19 protein-coding genes are annotated in these 21,092 nt (G+C 74.0%); 12 read left to right on the top strand and 7 right to left on the bottom strand.

The features are described from left to right. The first annotated feature begins 15 nt into the window (after window positions 1–15). Complete coding sequence (locus HN013_RS20145; protein WP_171168181.1) at window positions 16–462, top strand: nitroreductase family deazaflavin-dependent oxidoreductase; 447 nt, start codon at window positions 16–18, stop codon at window positions 460–462. Between the two features lie 52 nt (window positions 463–514). Here the strand turns inward: HN013_RS20145 and HN013_RS20150 are convergent, their stop codons facing one another. The 3 genes from HN013_RS20150 to HN013_RS20160 all read right to left on the bottom strand — a co-directional run bounded on the left by HN013_RS20150 (window position 515) and on the right by HN013_RS20160 (window position 2,085). Then, window positions 515–1,234: a B3/4 domain-containing protein gene (locus HN013_RS20150; RefSeq protein WP_171168183.1), complete on the bottom strand. Its 720-nt coding sequence runs from the start codon at window positions 1,232–1,234 to the stop codon at window positions 515–517. A 132-nt stretch (window positions 1,235–1,366) separates the two neighbouring features. Then, entirely contained in the window at window positions 1,367–1,777 is a 411-nt protein-coding gene (locus tag HN013_RS20155) for a hypothetical protein (protein ID WP_171168184.1), read from the bottom strand. Then, on the bottom strand, window positions 1,774–2,085 hold the full coding sequence (locus HN013_RS20160) for a hypothetical protein (protein ID WP_171168186.1): 312 nt from the start codon (window positions 2,083–2,085) through the stop codon (window positions 1,774–1,776). Before HN013_RS20160 ends, HN013_RS20155 begins: the two co-directional genes overlap by 4 nt. Before the next feature lie 617 nt (window positions 2,086–2,702). Here HN013_RS20160 and HN013_RS20165 point away from each other — a divergent pair. The 3 genes from HN013_RS20165 to HN013_RS20175 all read left to right on the top strand — a co-directional run bounded on the left by HN013_RS20165 (window position 2,703) and on the right by HN013_RS20175 (window position 6,558). Next, window positions 2,703–3,923: a sensor histidine kinase gene (locus HN013_RS20165; protein WP_171168188.1), complete on the top strand. Its 1,221-nt coding sequence runs from the start codon at window positions 2,703–2,705 to the stop codon at window positions 3,921–3,923. Beyond that, a complete protein-coding gene (locus tag HN013_RS20170) occupies window positions 3,920–5,038 on the top strand; it encodes an FUSC family protein (protein WP_171168190.1) in 1,119 nt (372 codons plus the stop codon). Before HN013_RS20165 ends, HN013_RS20170 begins: the two co-directional genes overlap by 4 nt. 284 nt (window positions 5,039–5,322) lie before the next feature. Beyond that, a complete protein-coding gene (locus tag HN013_RS20175; protein WP_171168192.1) occupies window positions 5,323–6,558 on the top strand; it encodes a cytochrome P450 in 1,236 nt (411 codons plus the stop codon). 58 nt (window positions 6,559–6,616) lie between these two features. Here the strand turns inward: HN013_RS20175 and HN013_RS20180 are convergent, their stop codons facing one another. Next, window positions 6,617–7,909: an RICIN domain-containing protein gene (locus tag HN013_RS20180; protein WP_171168194.1), complete on the bottom strand. Its 1,293-nt coding sequence runs from the start codon at window positions 7,907–7,909 to the stop codon at window positions 6,617–6,619. 483 nt (window positions 7,910–8,392) lie between these two features. Here HN013_RS20180 and HN013_RS20185 point away from each other — a divergent pair, with 483 nt between their 5' ends. From HN013_RS20185 to HN013_RS20200, 4 genes are all read left to right on the top strand, one after another. Continuing rightward, window positions 8,393–9,475, top strand: a complete 1,083-nt coding sequence (locus tag HN013_RS20185; protein WP_171168196.1) for an alpha/beta fold hydrolase — start codon at window positions 8,393–8,395, stop codon at window positions 9,473–9,475. Window positions 9,476–9,607: 132 nt separating this feature from the next. Continuing rightward, window positions 9,608–9,763, top strand: a complete 156-nt coding sequence (locus HN013_RS20190; protein ID WP_312018659.1) for a hypothetical protein — start codon at window positions 9,608–9,610, stop codon at window positions 9,761–9,763. Between the two features lie 300 nt (window positions 9,764–10,063). Then, a complete protein-coding gene (gene abc-f / locus HN013_RS20195; RefSeq protein WP_171168200.1) occupies window positions 10,064–11,701 on the top strand; it encodes a ribosomal protection-like ABC-F family protein in 1,638 nt (545 codons plus the stop codon). A gap of 113 nt (window positions 11,702–11,814) precedes the next feature. Continuing rightward, window positions 11,815–12,375: an ABATE domain-containing protein gene (locus HN013_RS20200; protein ID WP_171168202.1), complete on the top strand. Its 561-nt coding sequence runs from the start codon at window positions 11,815–11,817 to the stop codon at window positions 12,373–12,375. A 246-nt stretch (window positions 12,376–12,621) separates the two neighbouring features. Here HN013_RS20200 and HN013_RS20205 read toward each other — a convergent pair whose 3' ends face one another. Beyond that, window positions 12,622–13,287: a hypothetical protein gene (locus HN013_RS20205; protein ID WP_312018660.1), complete on the bottom strand. Its 666-nt coding sequence runs from the start codon at window positions 13,285–13,287 to the stop codon at window positions 12,622–12,624. Between the two features lie 49 nt (window positions 13,288–13,336). Between HN013_RS20205 and HN013_RS20210 the strand changes: the two genes are divergently transcribed. Further along, window positions 13,337–13,834, top strand: coding sequence for a hypothetical protein (locus HN013_RS20210; protein ID WP_171168204.1), 498 nt, complete (start codon window positions 13,337–13,339; stop codon window positions 13,832–13,834). Window positions 13,835–13,898: 64 nt separating this feature from the next. Here HN013_RS20210 and HN013_RS20215 read toward each other — a convergent pair whose 3' ends face one another. Continuing rightward, window positions 13,899–14,912 carry a ketopantoate reductase family protein gene (locus HN013_RS20215; protein ID WP_171168206.1) on the bottom strand — a complete coding sequence of 338 codons (1,014 nt, stop codon included), beginning with the start codon at window positions 14,910–14,912 and terminating at the stop codon, window positions 13,899–13,901. A gap of 209 nt (window positions 14,913–15,121) precedes the next feature. Here HN013_RS20215 and HN013_RS20220 point away from each other — a divergent pair, with 209 nt between their 5' ends. After that, window positions 15,122–16,030 carry a LysR family transcriptional regulator gene (locus tag HN013_RS20220; protein ID WP_171168303.1) on the top strand — a complete coding sequence of 303 codons (909 nt, stop codon included), beginning with the start codon at window positions 15,122–15,124 and terminating at the stop codon, window positions 16,028–16,030. 107 nt (window positions 16,031–16,137) lie between these two features. Here HN013_RS20220 and HN013_RS20225 read toward each other — a convergent pair whose 3' ends face one another. Further along, on the bottom strand, window positions 16,138–17,307 hold the full coding sequence (locus HN013_RS20225; protein WP_171168207.1) for a uroporphyrinogen-III synthase: 1,170 nt from the start codon (window positions 17,305–17,307) through the stop codon (window positions 16,138–16,140). 191 nt (window positions 17,308–17,498) lie between these two features. Here HN013_RS20225 and HN013_RS20230 point away from each other — a divergent pair, with 191 nt between their 5' ends. Together HN013_RS20230 and HN013_RS20235 are read left to right on the top strand one after the other, a co-directional pair. Further along, window positions 17,499–19,628 carry a molybdopterin oxidoreductase family protein gene (locus HN013_RS20230; RefSeq protein ID WP_171168209.1) on the top strand — a complete coding sequence of 710 codons (2,130 nt, stop codon included), beginning with the start codon at window positions 17,499–17,501 and terminating at the stop codon, window positions 19,626–19,628. Beyond that, entirely contained in the window at window positions 19,625–21,046 is a 1,422-nt protein-coding gene (locus HN013_RS20235) for an NAD(P)/FAD-dependent oxidoreductase (protein WP_171168211.1), read from the top strand. Before HN013_RS20230 ends, HN013_RS20235 begins: the two co-directional genes overlap by 4 nt. Window positions 21,047–21,092 lie beyond the last annotated feature (46 nt).

The following is a 21,092-nucleotide window of genomic DNA, read 5'->3' on the forward strand; positions in this document are numbered from 1 at the left end:
GAGAGGACAGCTGACATGCCGTTGGAAGGCGAGTATGAGCCGAGCCCCGAGCAGTGGGTCAGGGACCAGGTCGAGCAGTACGAGAGCTCCGGGGGCACCGAGGGCACGACGCTGCGCGGCATGCCCGTCGTGGTGCTCACGACGCGAGGGGCGAAGAGCGGCAAGCTCCGCAAGTCGCCCCTCATGCGGGTCGAGCACGAGGGCCGCTACGCCGTCGTCGCTTCGGTGGGCGGTGCCCCCAAGCACCCGGTCTGGTACCACAACGTCGTGGCCGACCCCCGGGTGGAGCTCCAGGACGGGCCGGTGCGCCAGGACATGAGGGCCCGTGAGGTCACCGGCGAGGAAAAGGCGCTGTGGTGGGAGCGCGCGGTGGCGGCGTACCCCGACTACGCGGACTACCAGACGAAGACGGACCGGATGATCCCCGTCTTCGTCCTGGAGCGGGTGCCCGACGGGCACTGAGCCGCGGTGCGGGGGCCGCGCGCGGAGGGATCTCCGGGTGCGGCCCCCGCGTCTACGCCGCCAGCAGCCGTGACGCGACCGTCGCCCCCGGGCTGCTCGCCGTCAGCGCCTCCACCAGCGCGTTCCCCGCGGCGTCGAGCTCCGCGTCGCTCATCGGCCCGAGCGCGTCGAGGATGAACAGGGCCCGGGTGGTGGAGCCGGTCAGCCGGGTCCGTACGCACTGGCGCCAGTTCCAGCGGCGGCAGGTCACACCGGCGTCGTCGCGCCACACCACCTCGCCCGGCGGGCAGTGCTCGACGACGGTCTCCCCGCCCGCCGTGGTCTCGAAGGGCTCGTCACCCGTGGCCCGGACCAGGCGGGCGGCACCGGCGTAGTGGTCCAGGTCCTCCCCGCCCAGCGGCAGCACATGGGCGACGGAGACCGCGTTGTAGAGGTCGGTGAGCCGGTCCACGCGCGGCAGCCCCGTGTGGACGCGGCGCAGCAGCGCCTCCGCGCTGGGCCGGGTCCGCTGCGGCTTGGCGCCGAAGGCCCGGAACGCCTCCCGCCAGGCGGCCAGATGCGGGTGGTCCTCGGGCGCCGTGCCGGCGAACCGGCGCCGGGCCGTCTCCTCCGCCGCGGCCAGCACCCCCTCGCTCACGGCGTCGCTCGGCCCGGGCCGCAGCCCTTCCGCGGCGATGAGCAGCGCCCGGTAGTCGGGCCGCAGCTCCCGCACGGCGGGGTCGATGACGGCGGCGTCGAGCCGGCTCTTGATGTCGGCGGTGTCGGCGGCCATGCGTCTCCTTGGGTCAGTGTGCTGCACTCAAGGGTGCCACAGGATGTACTTTGCGTGCATCGGGGGCGCCTGGGTGGATGCCGCGCGAGTACATGCCCCGGGGGTGACTGCCGGGCCTGAGCCGGCCGACGCTCAGGCGAGGCCGAAGACGTCGACGGCGTCGCCGAGCGGACGGTAGCGCTCCGGGGCCGTGGTGAAGACGGTCCAGCCGGACGGCACCGCGACGGCGGCCGTGTGTGCGAGGGCGATGTCGTCGAGGGCGTAGCGGCGCATCATCGCCCCGGCCGCCTCGACGGCCGTCAGGTCCAGCGGCCGGATGAGCACCGAGGGGCCGCAGCGCGCCAGCAGGAGCTCCAGTGCCGTACGGGCCCGTCCGGGCTTCTCGCGCTCGGCGAGGACGAGCTCGGCCTGCGGCACGTTGACCGAGACGGCGTGCCAGCTCCACCGGTCGGTGAGGACCTCGTGCTCGATCCTGCGGTCGGTGGCCAGATCGGAGAGGAAGCCGGCGTCGAGGACGACACCGGTCACCGCGTCGACGGTCACGCGGCGCTGCTCCGGCGGGTGGCGATGTACTGGTCGAGCGGCAGCCGGGTGCGGCGGCCGGTCGCGTCGTCCGCCCACTCGCGGGCCAGGGCGATGTACTCGTCGTCCAGACCGAAGTCCTGCCGCAGCCGCTCCTCGCTCTCGCGGTGGCGGCGGTCGCGGTCGATCTGGCCGGCCAGCGTTCTCGTCACGAAGGCCGACACGGACTCGATGACGTTCGCGTCCTTGAGGCCGCGCAGCTGCTCGGCGAGCTCGCGGGGCACCGTGATGCTGATCCGCTCGAAGTCGGGGGTCTGCTCGTCGCCCATGGTCGAATACTACGGGAGGGGCGGCCGGGCGCACCGCCCGTCGGGAAAGGCGGCGGCGCGCGCCCGGCGCCGGCTCCCCGCCCGCACAACGCGCGCCGGGGACTGGTGTGTTGACGGGACGGGCGTCCTGATGCCGGGCGACACGCTCACCGGCCGACGTGCCGCAGCGGGCACGCCCCCGGGCGGTGACGGTAGGGGCAGCGGCGCGCGGCGCGCACCCGGATCCACCGGCCGGGCCGCCGGGGCTGTCGAGGACACGGCACGATGCGCCGGGTGGACAGGGGGAGTGCCGGTTCTCGGGCGGTCGGACAACTGTCGAAGGACTTCATGGGGCCGTCCCTCCTTACACGAGGGTTTCCGGTGCGCGGGCCGTGGGGCCGGTCCCGGCGCTTCCCGGGTACCCCGCGCCTCGTCCGTACCACACTAGAGGCCCCGCGCCCCCGGCTCCGTCCTCCGGCCGGACCCTCCACCGGGGGGCGATGCCGCCCACCGGCCGGAGGACCCGCCGGGCGCGACCGGGGGAGCCGGTCTAGGGTCGGAAACGTGCGGTGCCGGACAGGACTGGACGGAAGCGGGCCGGCCGGGCGTTCCGGGGCGGCCCCTGCGGGCGGGCCCCGATGACCACGCGCTGGCGCGAGGAACGGATGGGCGAGGAGGCGGCGCTCTCGTCCCGCCGCGTGGCCTGGATCCGGCTCGCCATGGTCGTCCCGCTGTTCATGGCGGGACGGCAGCCCGCCGAGGGCTCCTACGCGGACTGGTTCGGCGGCCTGCTCGTGGCATACCTGGCGTGGGCCGTCGGCCGGTTGATGTGGATCCAGCGCCGCCCGGTGGCCGACGTGCGCGGCGCCGCGGGCGCGCTCGTCGTCGACCTCGCGATGATCACCGCGCTCGCGGCGGTCTCCGGCGGCCCCGACTCCCCGGTCCGCTACGCCTACTTCCTCTGGGCCACGGCCACCGTGCTGTGGCAGATGCCGAGGGTCACCGCCGTGTTCGGCGCCGCCTGCGTGGTCTGCTACGCGGTGATGTCGGTGCCGCACGCCCTGTCCCACCCGGCGGAGGAGTCGTGGGACATCGTCGTCGACGAGGCGTACCTGCTGTGGACGGTCGGCGCCGCCGTCCTCATCGCGGTCCTCCTGGCCCGGCGCAGCCTCCGGGTGGCCGAACTCCTCGACACCCGCGAGCTGCTGCTGGACGACGCGCTCGCCGCCGAGACACGGGAACGGTCCCGGGTCGCGGACTCCCTGCACGACGGCGCGGTGCAGACCCTGCTGGCCGCCCTGCACGACCTGGAGGAGGCCGAGGAGGGCGTCACCGACCCGGCGGCGCGCGCGGCACTCGACCGGGCACAGAGCGAAGTGCGGGGAACCGTAAGGGAGATGAGGGAGATCATCTTCAATCTCCACCCGCAGATCCTCGCCGCCGCCGGGCTGGGCGCCGCCCTGGAGGCCGCGGGGGAGCGGTTCGCCCGGCGCGGCGGCTTCCGCGTCCACTACGACGTACGGCTGCCCGGCCGCGTCGGCCACGAGACCCTGCTCTACTCGGCCGCCCGCGAGCTCCTCCGCAACATCGTGAAGCACGCCCGGGCCACCGACGTCTGGATGACCCTGGTGACCGAGGGGGACGAGACGGTGCTGACCGTCCGTGACAACGGCGCCGGCTTCGACCCCCGCGTCGTCCAGGACCGGCTGCGCGCCGGCCACATCGGCCTGGCCAGCCACTACATGCGCGTCGAGAGCGCGGGCGGCCGGTTCGCCGTGGACAGCGCGCCCGGCGGCGGCACGACGATCGAGGTGCGGCTGCCCACGGCGGCCCCCGGCCCCCCGCCGGCCGTCCCATGACCCGACGGCCCGCCCGGAGCGGATTTCCGGGTCTCGCAAAGGCCCTGGCCGCCCTGCTGCGCCCCGAGGGACGGCCGCGCTACGCGGACGGCCTCGCCGCCGGCGCCGCCCTCACGGTGCCGCTCGTCGTCGGCACCGCCACCGGCCACCCCGGCACCGGCGCGGCCGTCGCCCTGCCGGCCGTCCTGCTCGCGATGCCCTTCCCGGCCGGCGCGGACCGGGCCGAACGCGCCCGCTGCCTCGCCGTGCGCGGCGCCTGGACGACCGCCGCGGGCGCCTACACCGCCCTCGCCGGCCACGGGGTGCTCGCCCTCGCCCTCGGCGTGGGCTTCACCGCCTTCGCCGGGGCGATGCTGCGCCGGGTGGGCGCCACGGCGGCCCTCGCCGTCCTCCTGACGGGAATCACCGGCGTCGACGGAACGCCGACGGAGGGCCTGCCGGTACCCGGACTCGCCCAACTGGTCGGCTGCGTATGGACGGCGGCGCTGCTCCTGCCCCGCCGCCGCCGTGCCTCGGCGGCCGGGGACCGGGCGCGTCCCGACCCGCCACCGCCCGCCCGCGATCCGGCCGGCCCGCCGGAACCTCCGAAGCCCCCGACACCACCCGCACCGCCACCGCCGAACACCGCCCGGCTCCGGCACGCCGCCCGGCTCGCCGTCCTCACCGGCACGGCCGCGGCCGTCACCGGCATCCAGGGAACCCTCTGGGGCGAGGGCCACTGGCTGGTCACCTCACTCCTCCTCACCCTGCGGCCCACCCGCGAGGAGACCGGCGTCAAGTTCGCCAAGCGCCTGATCGGCAACAGCCTCGGCGGCGTGGCCGCCGCACTGCTGCTGCTGTGCCACCCCGGCCCCTACACCGTGGCGGCCCTCGTCGGCGCCTCGGGCGCCGCCGCCTACGCCTTCCGCCCGGCCAACTACGCCTACTGGGCGCTCGCCTCCCCCACCCTCCTGCTGCTCCTCAGCGACTTCGACGAGCCCGTGCCCTGGTACGCGACCGTCGTACGCGTCGCACTGAACCTGGCCGGCGGCTGCGTCGCCCTCCTCGCCACCCGCTGGCTGTGGCCGGCGCCACGGGCCGACGGCGGACGGGGCGGCGCCCGGCACCCGGATTGAGCAGCGGCCGGGTCGAACGTACGGGTGGCGCAGCACCGCTGGATGACCGTCGGGACGGGCCGCGCCGGCATTCACCACGGTGGCACCGGCCGCATCCCCCTCCTCGACAGGGGCGACCAGGTCCGCCCGTGAGCGCCCCCGAACCGGTGGAGGCCGCACGTGACGGCGGTCACGGCCGGAGCCGTGCACCCCGGTCAACTTGTGGGAACCCCACAGAACGGGCCGGTTCGCGCTGACCGTTGTGCCACCGGTGCCCGCGCCCCTCGATCGGTGAGGATGTGCGGGTGGCCGATCTTCTGAACCCGGCGGACCCCGCCTTCGCGCGTGACCCCTACCCGTACTACGCAGGGCTGCGCGCCCGCGGGCCGGCCGCGCGGGTGGGGCTCGCGAACGGTACGCACGCGTGGCTGGTGACCGGATACCGGGAGGCGCGGGAGGTGCTGGCCGACCCGCGTTTCTCCAATGTGCCGCCTCGGGCGGCGGGGCGTCCGCGGCCCGACTCGCCGGCGCGGCGCGCCCAGGCCTGCCTGGCCCGGCACATGCTCAACTCCGACGCCCCGGACCACACCAGGCTGCGGCGGCTGACCACGGCGGCGTTCACACCGCGTCGCGTCGACGCCCTGCGCCCGCGCATCGCGGAGCTGACCGCCGGGCTGACCGGGGAGCTGTCCGCCCGGCTGGAGCGCGAGGGCACCGTCGACCTCGTCGACGCGTTCGGCTTCCCGCTGCCCGTCCTGGTGATCGGGGAAGTGCTGGGCGTTCCGGAGGCGGACCGGGCGGATCTGCGGGAGTGGACGTACCGCGTCGGGTCGCCCGCCGACGCGCTGGCGCCGGGCGCGGTGGACGCGGCGTGGACCGCGCTCCACGCGTACTTCACCGCCCTCATCGCGGAGAAGCGGCGCGCTCCCGGCGACGACCTCTTCAGTTCCCTGGTGCACGACGTCCGGGACGGTGGCCTGGATGACGCCGAACTCCTGGCCATGGCCTTCCTGTTGCTGTTCGCGGGCTACGAAACCACCATGAACCTGCTCGCCTCCGCCGCGCTGCTGCTGCTCACCCACCCCGGCGAGCTGTCGGCCGCCCGGCGGGACGGCACCGGGGGGCGGTGGGACGCCGTGGTCGAGGAGACCCTGCGGCATGCCAGCCCGCTGGAGGGGACCACCTGGCGGCGGACCACGGAGGCGGTGGACCTCGGCGGGGGAGCGGTCATACCCGCCGGGGCCTCGGTCCTCGTCGTCCTCGCCGCGGCCAACCGGGACCCCGTACCGTTCCCCGCCCCGGACGCCTTCCGGCCCGGCCGCTATCTGCCCGGGGCGGACCGCGCCGCCCCGCACACCGCGTTCGGCCACGGTCCGCACTTCTGCCTCGGCGCCCGGCTGGCCCGGCTGGAGGCGGCGGTCGCCCTGCCGCTGCTGTTCGACGCCCTGCCGGACCTGCGGCCGGCCGTGGACCCGGCTCTTCTCCCGTACCGCCCGGGATTGCTGGTGCGCGGCCCGCGTGAACTGCCCGTCACCTGCTGAGCATTGCCCGCCGTGACCACGAAGGAGAACGCGTCTTCTTGAATCGGTCGGGGCGGGTTCAGAAACGGGGGTGGAAGTAGAAGGTCTCGTTGATGGCCGGAGTGCCGTTGGGGTTCCGCTGGTACGGCCACTGGATCAGCCAGGTCCCGTCACCTGTGCGGTTGTGGTCGACGTTGGCGAACCGGTCGGTGCCGTTGTTGCGCAGCACGGTGAGGTTGGGGAAGCGCCAGTCGGGGTGCTCCAGTGTGAAGTTCTGGGTGTCGCGCTGGTAGCCGCCCGGGTCGGGCTCGCCGTTGGGTCCGTGGCAGCCCCAGATGTTCAGGAAGTCTCCGTTGTTGCTCTTCTGCCCCCGGTTGACGTCCAGGCACTTGCCGCTGCTGACGCTCTGGAGGCGGTACAGCGGCTGGCCGGAGTCGCCGGGACGCCCGACCGGCAGCAGACGCCAGAGCTGGTTGCTGCCGCCGTTGGCGTGATAGATGATCACGTGGCTGCCGTTGGCGGTCTGGCCGTTGTAGACGTCGAGGAGCCGGTCACTGTTGTCCGCGTGGATGGTCACGTCCCGCGGGCTTCCCGAGGCGCGCAGGGTGGAGAAGCCGACGGGCCAGTGGTCGCTGCCGTAGTTGGGGTTCACGGCCGCGTGCCAGTTCTGCGTGTTGACGTTGGAGGCGGCGAAGTCCAGCTCGTTGCCGCTCTGTTGGGTGGCCTGCCCGCTGTTGTAGATCCGAGTGTTCTGCGGAACGCCGTCGTTGGCGACGGCCTGGGGGGAGCGGTTGAAGTCGCCGAGCACGACCCAGTTCGCGATGCCGTTGCCGGACGCGTACCGGGCGACCCGGCGGATGAGACCGGCCGCGTCGTTGGGCCGCCCGCCGTTGGACGCCGCGTGCACGGAGGCGAAGACCGTCCGGTCCTCGCGGCGTACGGCCGCGAGGGCCGAGCGGTAGCCGCCCGTCAGCTCGCGGACGGAGTCCGGGTAGAAGGACGTGACGAGGCCGAGGTTGCGGGAGCGCTGGTTGAGGATGTGCAGGTAGCGGTACTGACCGCTGCCGATGTCCCACAGGTATGAGCGGATGTTGCCGTTCTGGCCGAGCAGATGGGACCCGCCGGGTGCGGCTCTGGGCACTTCCTGGAGGGCCACGACGTCGAAGGTGCGTGACAGCGTCCGCACGCCCGCCCACCGCGGGGACCCGACCTGCATGTTCCAGGTGGCCAGGCGGTGGGTGTCAGGGTTGGCGGCGGCCGCGGGCCCTCCGCCGGCCAGAAGCATCGCGCAGACCAGTAACCCGGCCAGTACCAGGGCGCCGAGCCGACGCACAGGGGTGACCGGTGTTCTCTTGGAGAAGGTCATGGACATGCGGTGATTCTTCGCTTCGGGCCTTGTCCCGCGGAAGGAGAGAACGGGCCGAAGATCCGGCAGCGTGACAGGCCAGCGTCCGGCGGGGGGTGACGAGCGGACGAGCGCGCGCGACCACTGCGCGCAGCACGCCGCGGAACCGGCGGCGGTGCTCGGCGACGAAGAACGTACCGGGTGCGCGGGCTCGGGGTGCTCCGTGGTGGCGTCGAGGAAGCCGCAGCCGCGGAACCTGTCTCGACAAGGTGCCGTCCAGCCGCCGGAGAACGCCGAAGGGGCGCATCATTGCCGGCCGGACTCGGCGATCAAACGTCCCTGGAGTGCGGCGTGTTGGCGGTCGTCACCTGTTTGACCGGTGACGAATGCTGTGCCATAGTCGTCCGGCACGCTCATGGCGGTCCTCGGGGCCCTCCGGTGCGTGCGGGATCTCCTGCCAGGCGCGGACCGGTCGTGGACCGGTACTTCGAGACGCACGGAGGGCTTCACGTGATCAATCGGCGTACGTTCGGCAAGGTGCTCGGCCTGGGCGCCGGCGGCGCGGTCGCCGCGCCGGTGACCGGGCTTCCGGGAGTACCGGGAGTGCCGGAGCCGGCGCACGCCTCGGCCGGGACGGAGCGGTGGGCCGGTGCGACCGCCGCGACCGCCGCCGGTTCCCGCGGGCGCGGCGCGTTCCCCCCGCTCAAGAAGATTGGAGCCGGTCTGCTGGAGATCGGCTACGCCGAATTGGGGCCGGCTCACGGGTCGCCGGTCATCTGCCTGCACGGCTGGCCGTACGACATCCACAGCTTCGCCGAGGTCGCGCCCCTGCTGGCGGCGGAGGGCCACCGAGTGATCGTGCCCTATCTGCGCGGCCACGGCACGACGCGCTTCGTCTCTCCCCGGACCTTCAGGAACGGGCAGCAGTCCGCCATCGCCCTCGACACCGTCGCCCTCATGGACGCACTGGGCCTGGAGAAGGCGGTGCTCGCCGGATTCGACTGGGGAGCCAGGACCGCCGACATCATCGCGGCGCTCTGGCCCGAGCGCTGCGAAGCCCTGGTGTCGGTGGGCGGTTACCTCGTCGTCAATCTTGAGACGAACCTCCAGCCGCTGGCACCGGCGACCGAGCACGCCTGGTGGTACCAGTACTACTTCGCCACGGAGCGCGGCCGGATCGCCATGGAGGACAAGGGCAAGCGGCACGACCTGACACGGCTGGTCTGGGACACCGTGTCCCCGACCTGGGAGTTCGACGACGCCACCTTCGAGCGCACGGCCGCCGCCTTCGAGAACCCGGACTACGCCGCCATCGTGATCCACAACTACCGCTGGCGGCTGAGCCTCGCCGAGGGGGAACGGCGCTACGAGCCGTACGAGAAGCGGCTCGCCACCCGGCCGGTCATCGCCGTGCCGACGGTGACGCTCGACGCCGAGCGCGACCCGTTCACGGTCCCGGGCGACGGCTCCATGTACCGGGACAGATTCGTGGGCCCGTACGAGCACCGGACGCTGAAGGGCATCGGCCACAACCTGCCGCAGGAGGCGCCCGAGGCGTTCGCCCGAGCCGTCATCGACGCCAACCGTCTTTGACGGCGCATCAACTGACGTAAGACCGAGCTGAATTGCCTGGCATCGGCCGGAAAGCCATGTCGGGCACGACACAACCGAGGGAGCGGGAAAATGACGAGGCCCGACCACACCACACGGTACAGTGACTCAGCGGTGCGCCAAGCGCGGTTCGGCGCGCTGCCCGAGCGGATCGCCTACGACGACATGGTCGAGGTGAAGGCGGCCTCGCAGAGGGGCCCGGGGCGGGACAGCGGCCACCCCGAGGTGAGGGATTTCCTCACCTGCCTGGCGTGGGACCTGGCGCTCTGAGAGCAGGTCCCGGCGGAGGGGTAAAAAGGCTTTGGGGCGGTCGAGCCGAGCCTGGTAAAGTGGCCGCGTAAGTGATCTTTCGTTGAGGAGACCAGACATGTTGGGTGACGACGACATCTCCGGGTGATACCCGGATCCGATCGACCACCGGCAGGCGCGCCTTGGGCGGTACCGCCGTTGTGGTCATATCGCCGTCCCCATCTTCCCTGTCTCAGGGCGCAGTGCTCTCGCATGGCGGTTTCCGTACAACGGTTACCCCCGGGGAGTGCTCTGCCCTCGTTCCCTCACGAGGTCATCCCCATGTCCGACGCTGCTTCCGTCATCTGCTCCCAGCTGACCTTCTCCTGGCCCGACGACACCCCGGTCTTCGAGGGCCTGTCCTTCACCGTAGGCGCCGGCCGTACGGGACTCGTGGCGCCCAACGGCTCCGGCAAGAGCACCCTGCTGAAGCTGATCGCCGGTGAACTGCGGCCGACAGCAGGGTCATTGACCGTGCACGGCACGATCGGCCACCTCCCGCAGACCCTCCCCCTGACCGGCGAACCGACGGTGGCCGAGGTCCTGGGCGTCGACGCGGTGATCCGCGCCATCGACGCCGTCGAGTCCGGCGACGCGAGTGAGGAGCACTTCACGACCATCGGCGACGACTGGGACATCGAGGAGCGCACGCGCGCCCAGCTCGACCGGCTCGGCCTCGGCCGCCTCGCCCTCGACCGGACCCTGGGTACGCTCAGCGGCGGCCAGATCGTCAGCCTCGGTCTGGCGGCGCAGCTGCTCAAGCGCCCCGACGTGCTGCTGCTGGACGAACCGACCAACAACCTCGACCTCGAAGCCCGCCACAGGCTCTACGACGTGCTCTCGGACTGGAACGGCAGCCTGCTGCTCGTCAGTCACGACCGGGCCCTGCTGGACCGCATGGAGCGCATCGCCGAACTCGACCGTGGTGAACTGCGGCTCCACGGGGGCAACTTCACCCAGTACGAGCAGGCCGTACGCGCCGAGCAGGACGTCGCGGAGAAGAACGTACGCAACGCCGAGCAGGAGCTGAAGCGGGAGAAGCGCGAGATGCAGCAGGCCCGCGAACGCGCCGAGCGCCGCGCGAGCAACGCCGCCCGCAACCTCAAGAACGCCGGCCTCCCGCGCATCTTCGCCGGGAACATGAAGCGCGGCGCCCAGGAATCCGCCGGCCGGGCGGGCCAGACGCACGCCACCCGCGTCCACGAGGCACAGGCCCGGCTCGACGAAGCGGGACGCGCCCTGCGGGACGAGCAGCGGCTCGTCCTGGAACTGCCCGACACCGACGTCCCCGCCGGACGCACCGTCATCCTGGGCGAGCGGATGCGGGTCCGCCGCGGCGAGCGCGACCTGTTCGCGGGGAACGGCGTTGACCTCACGATCCGGGGGCCCGAGCGCATCGCGCTCACCGGGCCCAACGGCGCGGGCAAGACGACGCTGTTGCGGCTGATCGCCGGTGACCTCGCCCTGGACGGCGGGAACATCAAGCGTGCCGACGGCCGGATCGCCTCCCTGTCACAGCGCCTGGATCTGCTCGACCCCGACCGCACCGTTGCCGAGAACTTCGCCGTGTTTGCCCCGCACCGGCCGGAGGCGGAACGGATGAACCTGCTCGCGCGCTTCCTGTTCCGCGGCCCCCGAGCGCACCTGCCCGTGCGCGTACTCTCCGGCGGCGAACGCCTGCGCGCCACGCTCGCCTGCGTCCTGTGTGCCGAACCGGCCCCGCAGCTACTGCTGTTGGACGAGCCGACGAACAACCTCGACCTGGTCGGCGCGGCCCAGCTGGAGAGTGCCCTGACGTGCTACCGCGGCGCGTTCGTGGTGGTAAGCCACGACGAGCGCTTCCTCGAACGGATCGGCGTCGGCCGGTGGCTGCGGGTCGCCGACGGCGGGCTGACGGAGACGGGGGGACCGCACGCGTGAGGCGCCGGCGCGCCGCCCGGAACGCGGGATCCGGCCGAGTTCCACGGAAAGGGCTCAGCCGGTGGCGCCCGACGAATCTTGCGAGCGCCATAGTCACCCGTCACGATGGTGACGTGAACCTGGATCATGTCTTTGTGTGCGGCAATCCGGCCCTGGACTTCGCGGCCACGCTCCGGGCCCGCCGCACGGCGCGATTCGAGATGTTCGCGGCACCGGACCGCCTGGACGCCTGGTACCTGGAATCCGGCCTCGTCGACTCCGTCTCGCCCGCCCGACAGGCCGACGTGGAGCGGGCGACGACCGTACGGGAGGCTGCCTACCGGCTGATCACGGCCCGGCGCCTCCGCTCGGACTTCGACGACGACGCGCTGGCCGTGGTCAACGACGCGGCTCGCAGGCCCCCCGCCGCCCCGCAGCTGACCCACTCCGGCCGCTGGACGGCGGCGACGCAACGCGAAGCGCTGTCCGCCGTCGCCCGGCACGCGGTGGAACTGCTGAGCGGCCCGGACGTCCCCCTGCTCAAGGAGTGCGGCAACCCCGAGTGCACCCGCGTCTACATCGACCGCTCGCGCGGCGGACGGCGCCAGTGGTGCGGCATGGAGTCCTGCGGCAACAAGCTCAAGGCCGCCGCGTACCGCGCCCGCAGGAGGACCGCCGTCGCCTCCACGGGGTGACCACGGTCCCCGCGTCCGCGGGCGGGTCGCCGCCGGGGGTGTCACGCGCCGGTGCCCTCCTCCTGGAGCACGGGCATCGGAGGTGCGCCCGGCACCCAGCCGGTCGGCCAGGGGAGGGTTCCACTCCACCCCGGCCGACCGGCTGAAGTCCCGCATGGCCCGATCGAGGTCCGGAACGACGAAACAGACGTGGTAGAAGGTGCTCATGCGCTCATGATCGGCGAACTACGGCCGGGAGGCGCGTGATTATCGTGGTGGGTGCTCGGTGATCCAGCCGTCGTCCAGTGACTCGTCGCTGTCCCATACGACGAACTCCCCTTCCGCCGACAGCATCCGGTAGCCGGCCGCCCGTACCGCGTCCGTCAGCGCGTCCAGCCGCGTCCCGGCGGTGCGGCCGCCGACGAGTCGGCAGCGCTGGGTGACGAACCGTTCCCGCCGGCCGTCCTCTCGCACCCGGCGGGCGTTGTACGACAGGTGGGCGGAGTGCGGCTCGACGAGGCGAGCCAGTGCCGCCGTGTCCGTACCGGTGTCGAGGAGCAGCTTGATGTGGTGTTCGAAGTAGTAGTGGGAGCCCAGTTCCCGGGCCTCCGCGTCGGTGACCGGGACGCCCTCGGCGCCGGGTTCGGCCTCGGTCTTCGCCCGGACGACCTCGAACCCCGCCTCCGCGGCCGCCCGGATCTCCGCCTCCACGGCGTCCCGTACCGCCGCCACGGACCCGGACGCGCGCAGCGCCGGCATCGGCTGGGCCGGGGTGCTGCCCCGGCCGAGCGCGATGTCGGCGAACTTCAGGCCGCGCTCCGCGGCGTGCCGTTCCGGGAAGGCCGGTCCCTCGTTTGGGCAGCGGATCGTCAGATGGGCCTCGAAGACGCCCCTGAACAGCGGAAACCTTGTTTCGCGATCGATCGTCAGCACGAGGGGATACTCTCGGACCGGCCCATCGGCACCGCGTAGGGTTGGCGGAATGACGACCCACGCCTTCGATGCCGCCGTGACCGCCCTGAGTCGGAACGCCTGGCTGCCCACCGGTGAAGAGGTGGCCCTGGGCAAGGAGTTCTTCCTCCGCCGGGACGGGCTGGACCGGCGTCTGCTGCCCGGCATGCCCGTCTGCCCCGACCCGCAGGGCTGGGTCACCCAGCACGTGCTGTGGCTGGAGGACGTCGTCGGCATCGTCGACGGACTGCTGGCCGCCTGGCGCGGCTACCTGCCGGACAGCCACATGGTGGCGCTGCTGGAGGCCTACGCGCACCAGGCCAGACCGGCCGTGCCGTACGCCGCCGATCTGCTGCGGGCCTGGGAGGCCGAGGCGTTCGAGTCGTGCTCGCCGGAGGAGGCCGGCTGGTGGGAGGAGTGGCACATCCCGGAGACCGAACGGCAGGCGCTCGACGCGCTGAACCAGCAGCTGATCCCGATCGGGGCCATGCTGGTGGCGGCGGTGGACCGGGGCATCACGGCTCTCTGACGGGTCCTCCGGGGAGCACGGCGAACCAGCGGGCCGTCAGGCGGCCCGGCACCTCGGCCACCGCTCACGGCGAGGCCGTGACGCCCTGCCCGGGAAGACCGGGGGCCGGCCGGGACTCGTGCTGCTCACGGCCGAGTTCCGCCACCAGCCGTGCCGTGAGCGGCACATGGACGCCGTGCCGTCCGGCCGCCCGCAGCAGGGCTCCGCCGATCGCGTCGAGTTCCAGCGGACGCCCTGCCTCCGCGTCGCGCTGCATGGACGACTTGGTGGTGGGCGGGAACGCGTCGTACCGGGCCAGGACCCGGGCGGCGTCTCCCGAGCCGCCGCAGGCCCGGCTCACGGCGGTGGCCTCCTGGACCAGGGCGGTCAGTTCCTCGCGCCGTCCGGAGCGGATGTCACCGATGGGCAGCCGGTGGCGGGTGGTGAGCAGGGCGAAGGGGGCGAGGAAAGCGAGCTTGTCCCAGAGGATCGCGTTCTCGTCGTTCTCGTCGGACTCGCCGTTCCCGTCCGGCATGACGCGGGTGTCCGCGCCCGCGGCCGTGAACAGCGCGGCCAGCGGGGCGAGCCGTTCCTCCGGCCCGGCCAGATCGATCTCGGTGAACGGGCTGCCGTGCTCGATCACGCCGGGCGCCGTGCGGGTGGACTCGACGCGTATCACGGCCGGCACGACCCGCCGCGCGCCGAAGCGTGCGCGCAGCACCGCCAGGTGCTCGACCCCGTTGAGCAGGGGTAGGACCATTCCGTCGGCTCCGAGGAGCTGTGGGGGTACCCGGTCCAGGGCCTCGTCGAGCGTGGTGTGTTTGACCGTCACCAGAAGCAGGTCCACGGGTTCGCGGAGCGCGGTGTCGGCCGCGACCGGAGTGCTGAACGAGCCGTACTGGGAACTGCTCACCCGCAGTCCGGTGCGGCGGAGGGTCTGTGCGGTCCTGTCGCCCGCGACGCAGATCACGCGGTGGCCGGCGCGCGAGAGCAGCGCGGCGAGCAGGCCCCCGACCCCGCCGGGGCCGAGTACGGCGACGGTCCGGGGGCGGAAGGACGGGGTGGCGGCCCGGTCGGTGGGCGCTTCGGTACGGTGCACGATGGGGGGTTCCTTTCAGGTGGCGGGTCGGCACCCGTCCCGCCCCCTCGACCGGCTCCGGAACCGGCGGAAGGGACGGGACGGGTTGCCGCCCTTGGGCCCACTGCGATCATGGGCGTGCTCGGAGGCCAAGTCAATCCTCAGGTTTCCTTCCACAGCCCCCAGGAATCGCTTGGGTCGGGGCGCGGCGTACCGTGACCCGCGTGCCCATGACTTTCGAGGATCTGCGCGTCTTCCTGGCGGTCTGTCAGGCCGGCAGCCTGAGTTCCGTCGCCCGGGACCTGTCCTGTACCCAGTCGGCGGTGAGCCAGCATGTGAAGCGGCTGGAACGCGAGACCGGAGTGCGGCTGCTGGAGCGCCGTCCGCGCGGCGTCGTGCCCACCCCGGAGGGCCGCGTCCTACAGACGGCGGCCATGGAGGGGATCGTCGGCCTGGACCTCGCGCTGCGCCGGCTCGGCGAACTCGCGCGCGGCGAGTCCGGATCGGTGCGGGTGACGACGGGCGCGACGACGGTACGGCACTTCATGTCCGAGGCCATCGTCGCCTTCCGCGAACTCCATCCCGGCGCGAGCATGGAGTTCCGGACGGTGACCTCCAGCCGGAGCTGCTTCGACGCCCTCGCGGACGGTGGGGTCGACCTGGCCTGGGTGACCATCGGCAGCCCGGTGCGGGGGATCGAGCAGCGGACCGTCGTGGAGCTGCCGTGGGTCCTGGCGGTCCGGGCCGACGATCCGCTCGCCCGCCGGTCACGGATCGGGACCGCCGACCTCATGGGCGTCCGCCACATCCGGCCCCCGGAGAGCTGCTCCTCGCGGGCCCAACTGGACACCGCTTTCTCCCGCCTGGGCGTCCACCCCGTGTCCGACAACGGAATCGCCGACTGGGACACCGCCGTGCTGCTGGCGGAACTCGGTGTCGGCCACGCCGTGGTCCCCGCTCTGCCCGGTTGGAACCCGGCCGGCCCGTCGGACGGCGCGTTGCGGTTCCTGCCCGTGCCGGATCTGCCGCCTCTGCCGGTCGGCTGGGCGGTCCGCAGCTGGGACGCCCTCCCTCCGCTCGCCCGCGCCTTCGCCGACACCGTCGCGCGCCACTGTCCGGCCGGCTCCGGAGGCGGGTGAGGCATGGCGCGGGGACACGATCCGCCGATGATGGTGGCGGGAACGTCCCGTCGTCCGCTGCCAGTTCGCGCCCGGCGCCCATCTCTTCGACTCGACGCGAGCCGTCATCAGAACGGCGGCGGCTCCGCCCCCGTCGCCAGCAGCCGGTACCCCCGCTTCGTCACCGTCCCCACCAAATGCCCGTACGGCCCCAGCGCCGTGCGCAGCCGGCCCACCGCCGCCTCCAGCGTGTGCTCGTCCGGCCGTCGGCCGTCCTGCGCCTGCCACACGCGGCGCAGCAGCTCGGCCCGGCCGAGGACCGCGCCGGGGCGTTCGGCGAGGGCGGCGAGCACGGCGGCGGGCAGCGGGGGCAGGCGCAGGACGGTTGTGCCGGTGAGGACGGCGGTGCCCTGGACGACCAGGGGCCCGGCGGGGGTGGCCAGTTCCTTGCGGTGGCGGCGGGTCAGCTCGTGGGTGAGGACGCGGACCAGCGCGCCGAGCCGGCCGCGTTCGGGCCAGGCGCAGGGGACCCCGGCGGTGAGCAGCGGGCGGGCGCAGAGCGGGCCGATGCAGGCCGGCAGGACGTCGTGGCGCAGCGCGGTCAGCAGCTCCTCCCGCTCCGCCCCCGGCGCCGCGGCGGCGAGGAACGCCTCGATGGCCGGGGCACTGGTGAACGGCAGGGCGTGGATCTCCCGCCGGACGGTCCGGACGACGAGCCTGCGCACGGCGTCCGGGTCCTCGGGCGGGCCCCAGCGGTATACGGGGAGCACGGTCACGGTGGCGCCCCGGGCCCGCAGCGCGGTGGTGAACCAGGTGAGCGGGGCGCCGTGTTCCTGGACCGCGACGTGCCGTCCGCGCATGTCGCGGGCGAGCAGCCAGGCCAGGACCTCGTCCAGGGCCTCGGACTCCGGCGCGTATCCCTCGCGCAGCCCGCAGGCGCGCAGCGCGCCGGTGGTCTTGGGGCCGCGGCTGATCACGACCGCTTCCCGGCACGCGCGGAGCAGCGTCTCGCTCAGCCCCCAGCCCTCCGCCGCGCTCACCCAGCCGCGCCAGCCGACGCCGGTGGTGGCCACCACGTAGTCCAGTCCGCCGCCCAGGCACGCCTCGGTGGCCTCGCGCAGCAGCGCGTCGTCGGCGAGCGGCACCATGCGCAGGGCGGGTGCCACGGTCACCGAGGCACCGCGGCGGCGCAGGAGCGCGGCGAGTTCGTCGCGCCGCCGGTCCGCGGTGACGCCCACGGTGAATCCGGTCAGCGGACCCTCCGGCTCCCCGGGTGGCCCCGGTACGGCTGTTCCCATGGGCCGAGAGTCGCCGACGGGCGTTAAGGGGCCGTTGCGCCGCCGTCACGGGGGCGTTAGGCCCGGGCGCCCCGCGGTACGGGAATGTGTCGGGCGGCGCACACCGGGTACCGCCCGGGATGTGCGGGACGTGCGCGAGTGGCAACGTGGTCGTCGCGCCGTGGTAACGAGGACGGATGACGCTTCCAGGCATGACCTCAGCAGCGCGGCCGACCGATACCCACTGCCCCTACTGCGCCCTGCAGTGCGGGATGCGGCTGCGGCGTATCGTTTCGGCCGGTCCGGACGGGCCGGGCGTGGAGGTGGACGAGCGCCCGGACTTCCCGGTCAACCGCGGTGCCCTGTGCGGCAAGGGGCGTTCGGCCCCCGCCGTGCTCTCCCGCCGGCTCCGGCTGACCGCCCCGCTGGTCCGCGACCCGCGCACCGGCCGGCTGCGGGAGGCCGGCTGGGACGAGGCGCTGGACCGGGCCGCCCGGGGGCTCGCGGACGCCGCCACGCGCCACGGGCCGGACACGGCGGGGGTGTTCGGCGGCGGCGGGCTCACCAACGAGAAGGCCTACCTGCTGGGCAAGTTCGCCCGCGTCGTACTGGGCACCGCCAACATCGACTACAACGGCCGGTTCTGCATGTCGTCTGCCGCGGCGGCCCAGCGGGCGGCGTTCGGCCTCGACCGGGGGCTGCCCTTCCCCCTCGCGGACGTCGCGCGCACCGGCTGCCTCGTCCTGGTCGGCGGCAATCCCGCCGACACCATGCCGCCCGCCGTGCGCTATCTGCGCGAACAACAGGCGGCCGGCGGGCGGCTGATCGTCGTGGACCCGCGCCGCACCCGGACCGCCGAGATGGCCGACTTGCATCTGCGGCCCGCCCCCGGCACGGACCTCGCGCTCGCCCTCGCCCTGCTCCACCTGGTCGTCGCGGACGGCCGCGTCGACGACGACTTCGTCGCCGCCCGTACGACCGGCTGGGAGCAGGCCCGCGCCGCGGCCATGGCCCACTGGCCCGAGCGGGCGGAACGCATCACCGGCGTACCCGTGTCCGCCATGCGCCGGGCCGTGGAGCTGTTCTGCGCCGCCCCCAGCGGGATGGTGCTCACCGCCCGCGGCGGCGAGCAGCACAGCAAGGGCGTCGACACCGTCGGCGCCTGGATCAACTTCTGCCTGGCCACGGGCCGGGCGGGCCGCCCCCACAGCGGCTACGGCTGCCTGACGGGACAGGGCAACGGCCAGGGCGGCCGCGAACACGGCCAGAAGGCCGACCAGTTGCCCGGCTACCGGTCGATCATCGACCCCGCGGCCCGCGCGCACGTCGCCGGCGTGTGGGGGGTCGACCCCGACGCCCTCCCCGGCCCCGGCCGGTCCGCCTACGAACTCCTCGACACCCTCGGTACCGACGGCGGCGTACGGGCCCTGCTGCTCATGGGGTCCAACCCGGTCGTCTCCGCCCCGCACGCCTCCCACATCACCGAACGGCTGCGCGCCCTCGACTGCCTCGTCGTCTGCGACCTCGTCCTGTCCGAGACCGCCGCGCTCGCCGACGTCGTCCTGCCGACCGCCCAGTGGGCCGAGGAGGAAGGCACCATGACCAATCTGGAGGGCCGGGTCATCCTCCGGCAGGCCGCGCTGGACCCGCCCGACGGCGTCCGGACGGACCTCGCCGTGCTGCACGGGCTCGCCGGGCGCCTGGGGGTCGACAAGGGGTTCCCCACCGCCGCCGAGGAGGTCTTCGAGGAGCTCAGGGAGGCGTCCGCCGGGGGCCAGGCCGACTACTCGGGCATCACCTACGCCCGGATCAGGGCGGAGGACGGCGTCTTCTGGCCCTGCCCGCGCCCCGGCCACAGGGAGCCCCGCCACCCCGGGACGCCCCGGCTGTTCCTCGACCGGTTCGCCACTCCCGACGGCCGGGCCCGGTTCGCCGACGTCTCCCACCGGCCGGCGGCCGAGGAACCGGACGCCGACTACCCGCTGCGCCTCACGACCGGCCGCGTGCTCGCGCACTACCAGAGCGGCGCCCAGACCCGCCGCACCCCCGAGCTCGACCGGGCGGCACCCGGCCCGTTCGTCGAACTGCACCCGCGCCTCGCGGCCCGGCTCGGCGTCGCCGACGGCGACCCGGTCACCGTCACCAGCCGCCGCGGCCGCGCCACCGCCCCCGCGCTCGTGACCGACCGCATCCGCCCCGACACCGTCTTCATGCCCTTCCACTGGCCCGGCCCCGGCCGCGCCAACACCCTCACCAACCCGGCCCTCGACCCCGTCTCCCGCATGCCCGAGTTCAAGGTCTGCGCGGTACGGGTGGAGGCGGCGGGGGAGGGGACGCGATGAGCGGGGCCGGCGCTCGTACGGTGACGACCTCCGGCGGTCCGGAGGGCGGCGACGGGGTGTGCGTGGCGTCCGTCGCGGAGGCGACCGCCGTGCCGGAGACCGCCGAAGCGGCCGTGGCGGACCACGCGTTGGGCCACGCCGTGGACAGCGCGCGTCCCGCGCCGCGCGCGGTGCGCGGGACCGGGCCGCGGGCGCCGTACGGCCTGCCCCGCCGCAGCGTGCGCCGCGTCGCCGTCGTCGGGGCCGGCATGGCCGCCGCCCGGTTCGCCCGGCAGTTCCTCGCGCTCGCGCCGCCCGGCGGCGCGGAGGTCACCCTGTACGGGGCGGAACCCCAGGCCCCGTACAACCGCGCCCTCCTGACCGGCGTGCTCCAGGGCCGGTACGCGCCCGCGACCCTGGCCCTGCCGACGGGCGGCGCCACCGTACGCACCGGCAACCCGGTCGTCGCCGTCGACACCGCGGCACGCACGCTGCGGACGGTGTCCGGGACGACCGCCGGGTACGACACGCTGGTCCTGGCCACCGGCGCCGCACCGGTCCTGCCGGACCTGGGCGGACTGCGCACCGCGTCCGGTGCGCCCAAGGCCGGCGTCCACCCGCTGCGCACCCTCGCCGACTGCGCCCGTATCGCCGAGGACGCCCGGGACGCGCGGGCGGCCGTCGTCGTGGGCGGCGGCGTCCTCGCCGTGGGGGCCGCGCACGCCCTCGCGGCGGGCGGCCTTCCGGTCCATCTCGTCCATCGTGCGGCTCACTTGATGGACCGTCACCTCGATGCCGGAGCGGCCGCCACCGTGCGCCGCACCCTTGAGGCGTCCGGCGTCACCGTGCACCGGGGCCCCGCCGCGAGGCTGCTCGGCGACGACCGCGTCACCGGTCTCGAACTCGCCGACGGGCGGCGGATCGACGCCCGCCTCGCCGTCCTGGCCTGCGGGGTGCGCCCCCGCGCCGGACTGGCCCGGGCAGCGGGGCTGAAGGTGGCGTCCGGCGTCGTCGTGGACGACACCCTCGCCGCTTCCGCCCCGGACGTCCACGCGATCGGCGACTGCGCCGAACACGGCCACGTCCTGCACGGCCGCGCCGAGGCGGCCTGGGAGCAGGCCGACGCCCTGGCGGCCGCTCTCGCCGAAGGCCGCCGGGGCCGGGCCTGTCCCGTCCCGCCCGCCCTCGTCCGCCTCGGCGCCGGTCCGCTGGAGGTCGCCGCGTTCGGCGACTCGACGGGGACGGGCGCCGGCACGGAGGCCGTCACCCTCGCCGACGCCACCCGCGGCACCTACCGGAAGCTGGTGCTGCGCGACGATGTACCGGTGGGCGCGATCCTCGTCGGCGATCTGACGACGGTGGGCGACGTGGCGGACGCCGTGGCCCGCGGAGAGCCGGTCGCGGGGGATGCGCTGGACCTGCTCGTGGGGGGAGGGTGACCCATGAGGCATCGCAGTCCTGCTCCGCCAACTCAGCCTGAGGTTC

This window comes from Streptomyces sp. I05A-00742 (genome assembly GCF_013055795.1).
In the GTDB taxonomy this organism is placed as follows: Bacteria; Actinomycetota; Actinomycetes; order Streptomycetales; family Streptomycetaceae; genus Streptomyces.

Excerpts from the sequence above, each read along its gene's own strand:
- HN013_RS20160 (WP_171168186.1), bottom strand. The coding sequence starts at position 2,085 with ATGGGCGACGAGCAGACCCCCGACTTCGAGCGGATCAGCATCACGGTG.
- HN013_RS20165 (WP_171168188.1), top strand. The coding sequence starts at position 2,703 with ATGACCACGCGCTGGCGCGAGGAACGGATGGGCGAGGAGGCGGCGCTC.
- HN013_RS20145 (WP_171168181.1), top strand. The coding sequence starts at position 16 with ATGCCGTTGGAAGGCGAGTATGAGCCGAGCCCCGAGCAGTGGGTCAGG.
- HN013_RS20230 (WP_171168209.1), top strand. The coding sequence starts at position 17,499 with ATGACCTCAGCAGCGCGGCCGACCGATACCCACTGCCCCTACTGCGCC.
- HN013_RS20170 (WP_171168190.1), top strand. The coding sequence starts at position 3,920 with ATGACCCGACGGCCCGCCCGGAGCGGATTTCCGGGTCTCGCAAAGGCC.
- HN013_RS20235 (WP_171168211.1), top strand. The coding sequence starts at position 19,625 with ATGAGCGGGGCCGGCGCTCGTACGGTGACGACCTCCGGCGGTCCGGAG.
- HN013_RS20180 (WP_171168194.1), bottom strand. The coding sequence starts at position 7,909 with ATGTCCATGACCTTCTCCAAGAGAACACCGGTCACCCCTGTGCGTCGG.
- HN013_RS20150 (WP_171168183.1), bottom strand. The coding sequence starts at position 1,234 with ATGGCCGCCGACACCGCCGACATCAAGAGCCGGCTCGACGCCGCCGTC.
- abc-f (WP_171168200.1), top strand. The coding sequence starts at position 10,064 with ATGTCCGACGCTGCTTCCGTCATCTGCTCCCAGCTGACCTTCTCCTGG.
- HN013_RS20210 (WP_171168204.1), top strand. The coding sequence starts at position 13,337 with ATGACGACCCACGCCTTCGATGCCGCCGTGACCGCCCTGAGTCGGAAC.
- HN013_RS20220 (WP_171168303.1), top strand. The coding sequence starts at position 15,122 with ATGACTTTCGAGGATCTGCGCGTCTTCCTGGCGGTCTGTCAGGCCGGC.
- HN013_RS20225 (WP_171168207.1), bottom strand. The coding sequence starts at position 17,307 with ATGGGAACAGCCGTACCGGGGCCACCCGGGGAGCCGGAGGGTCCGCTG.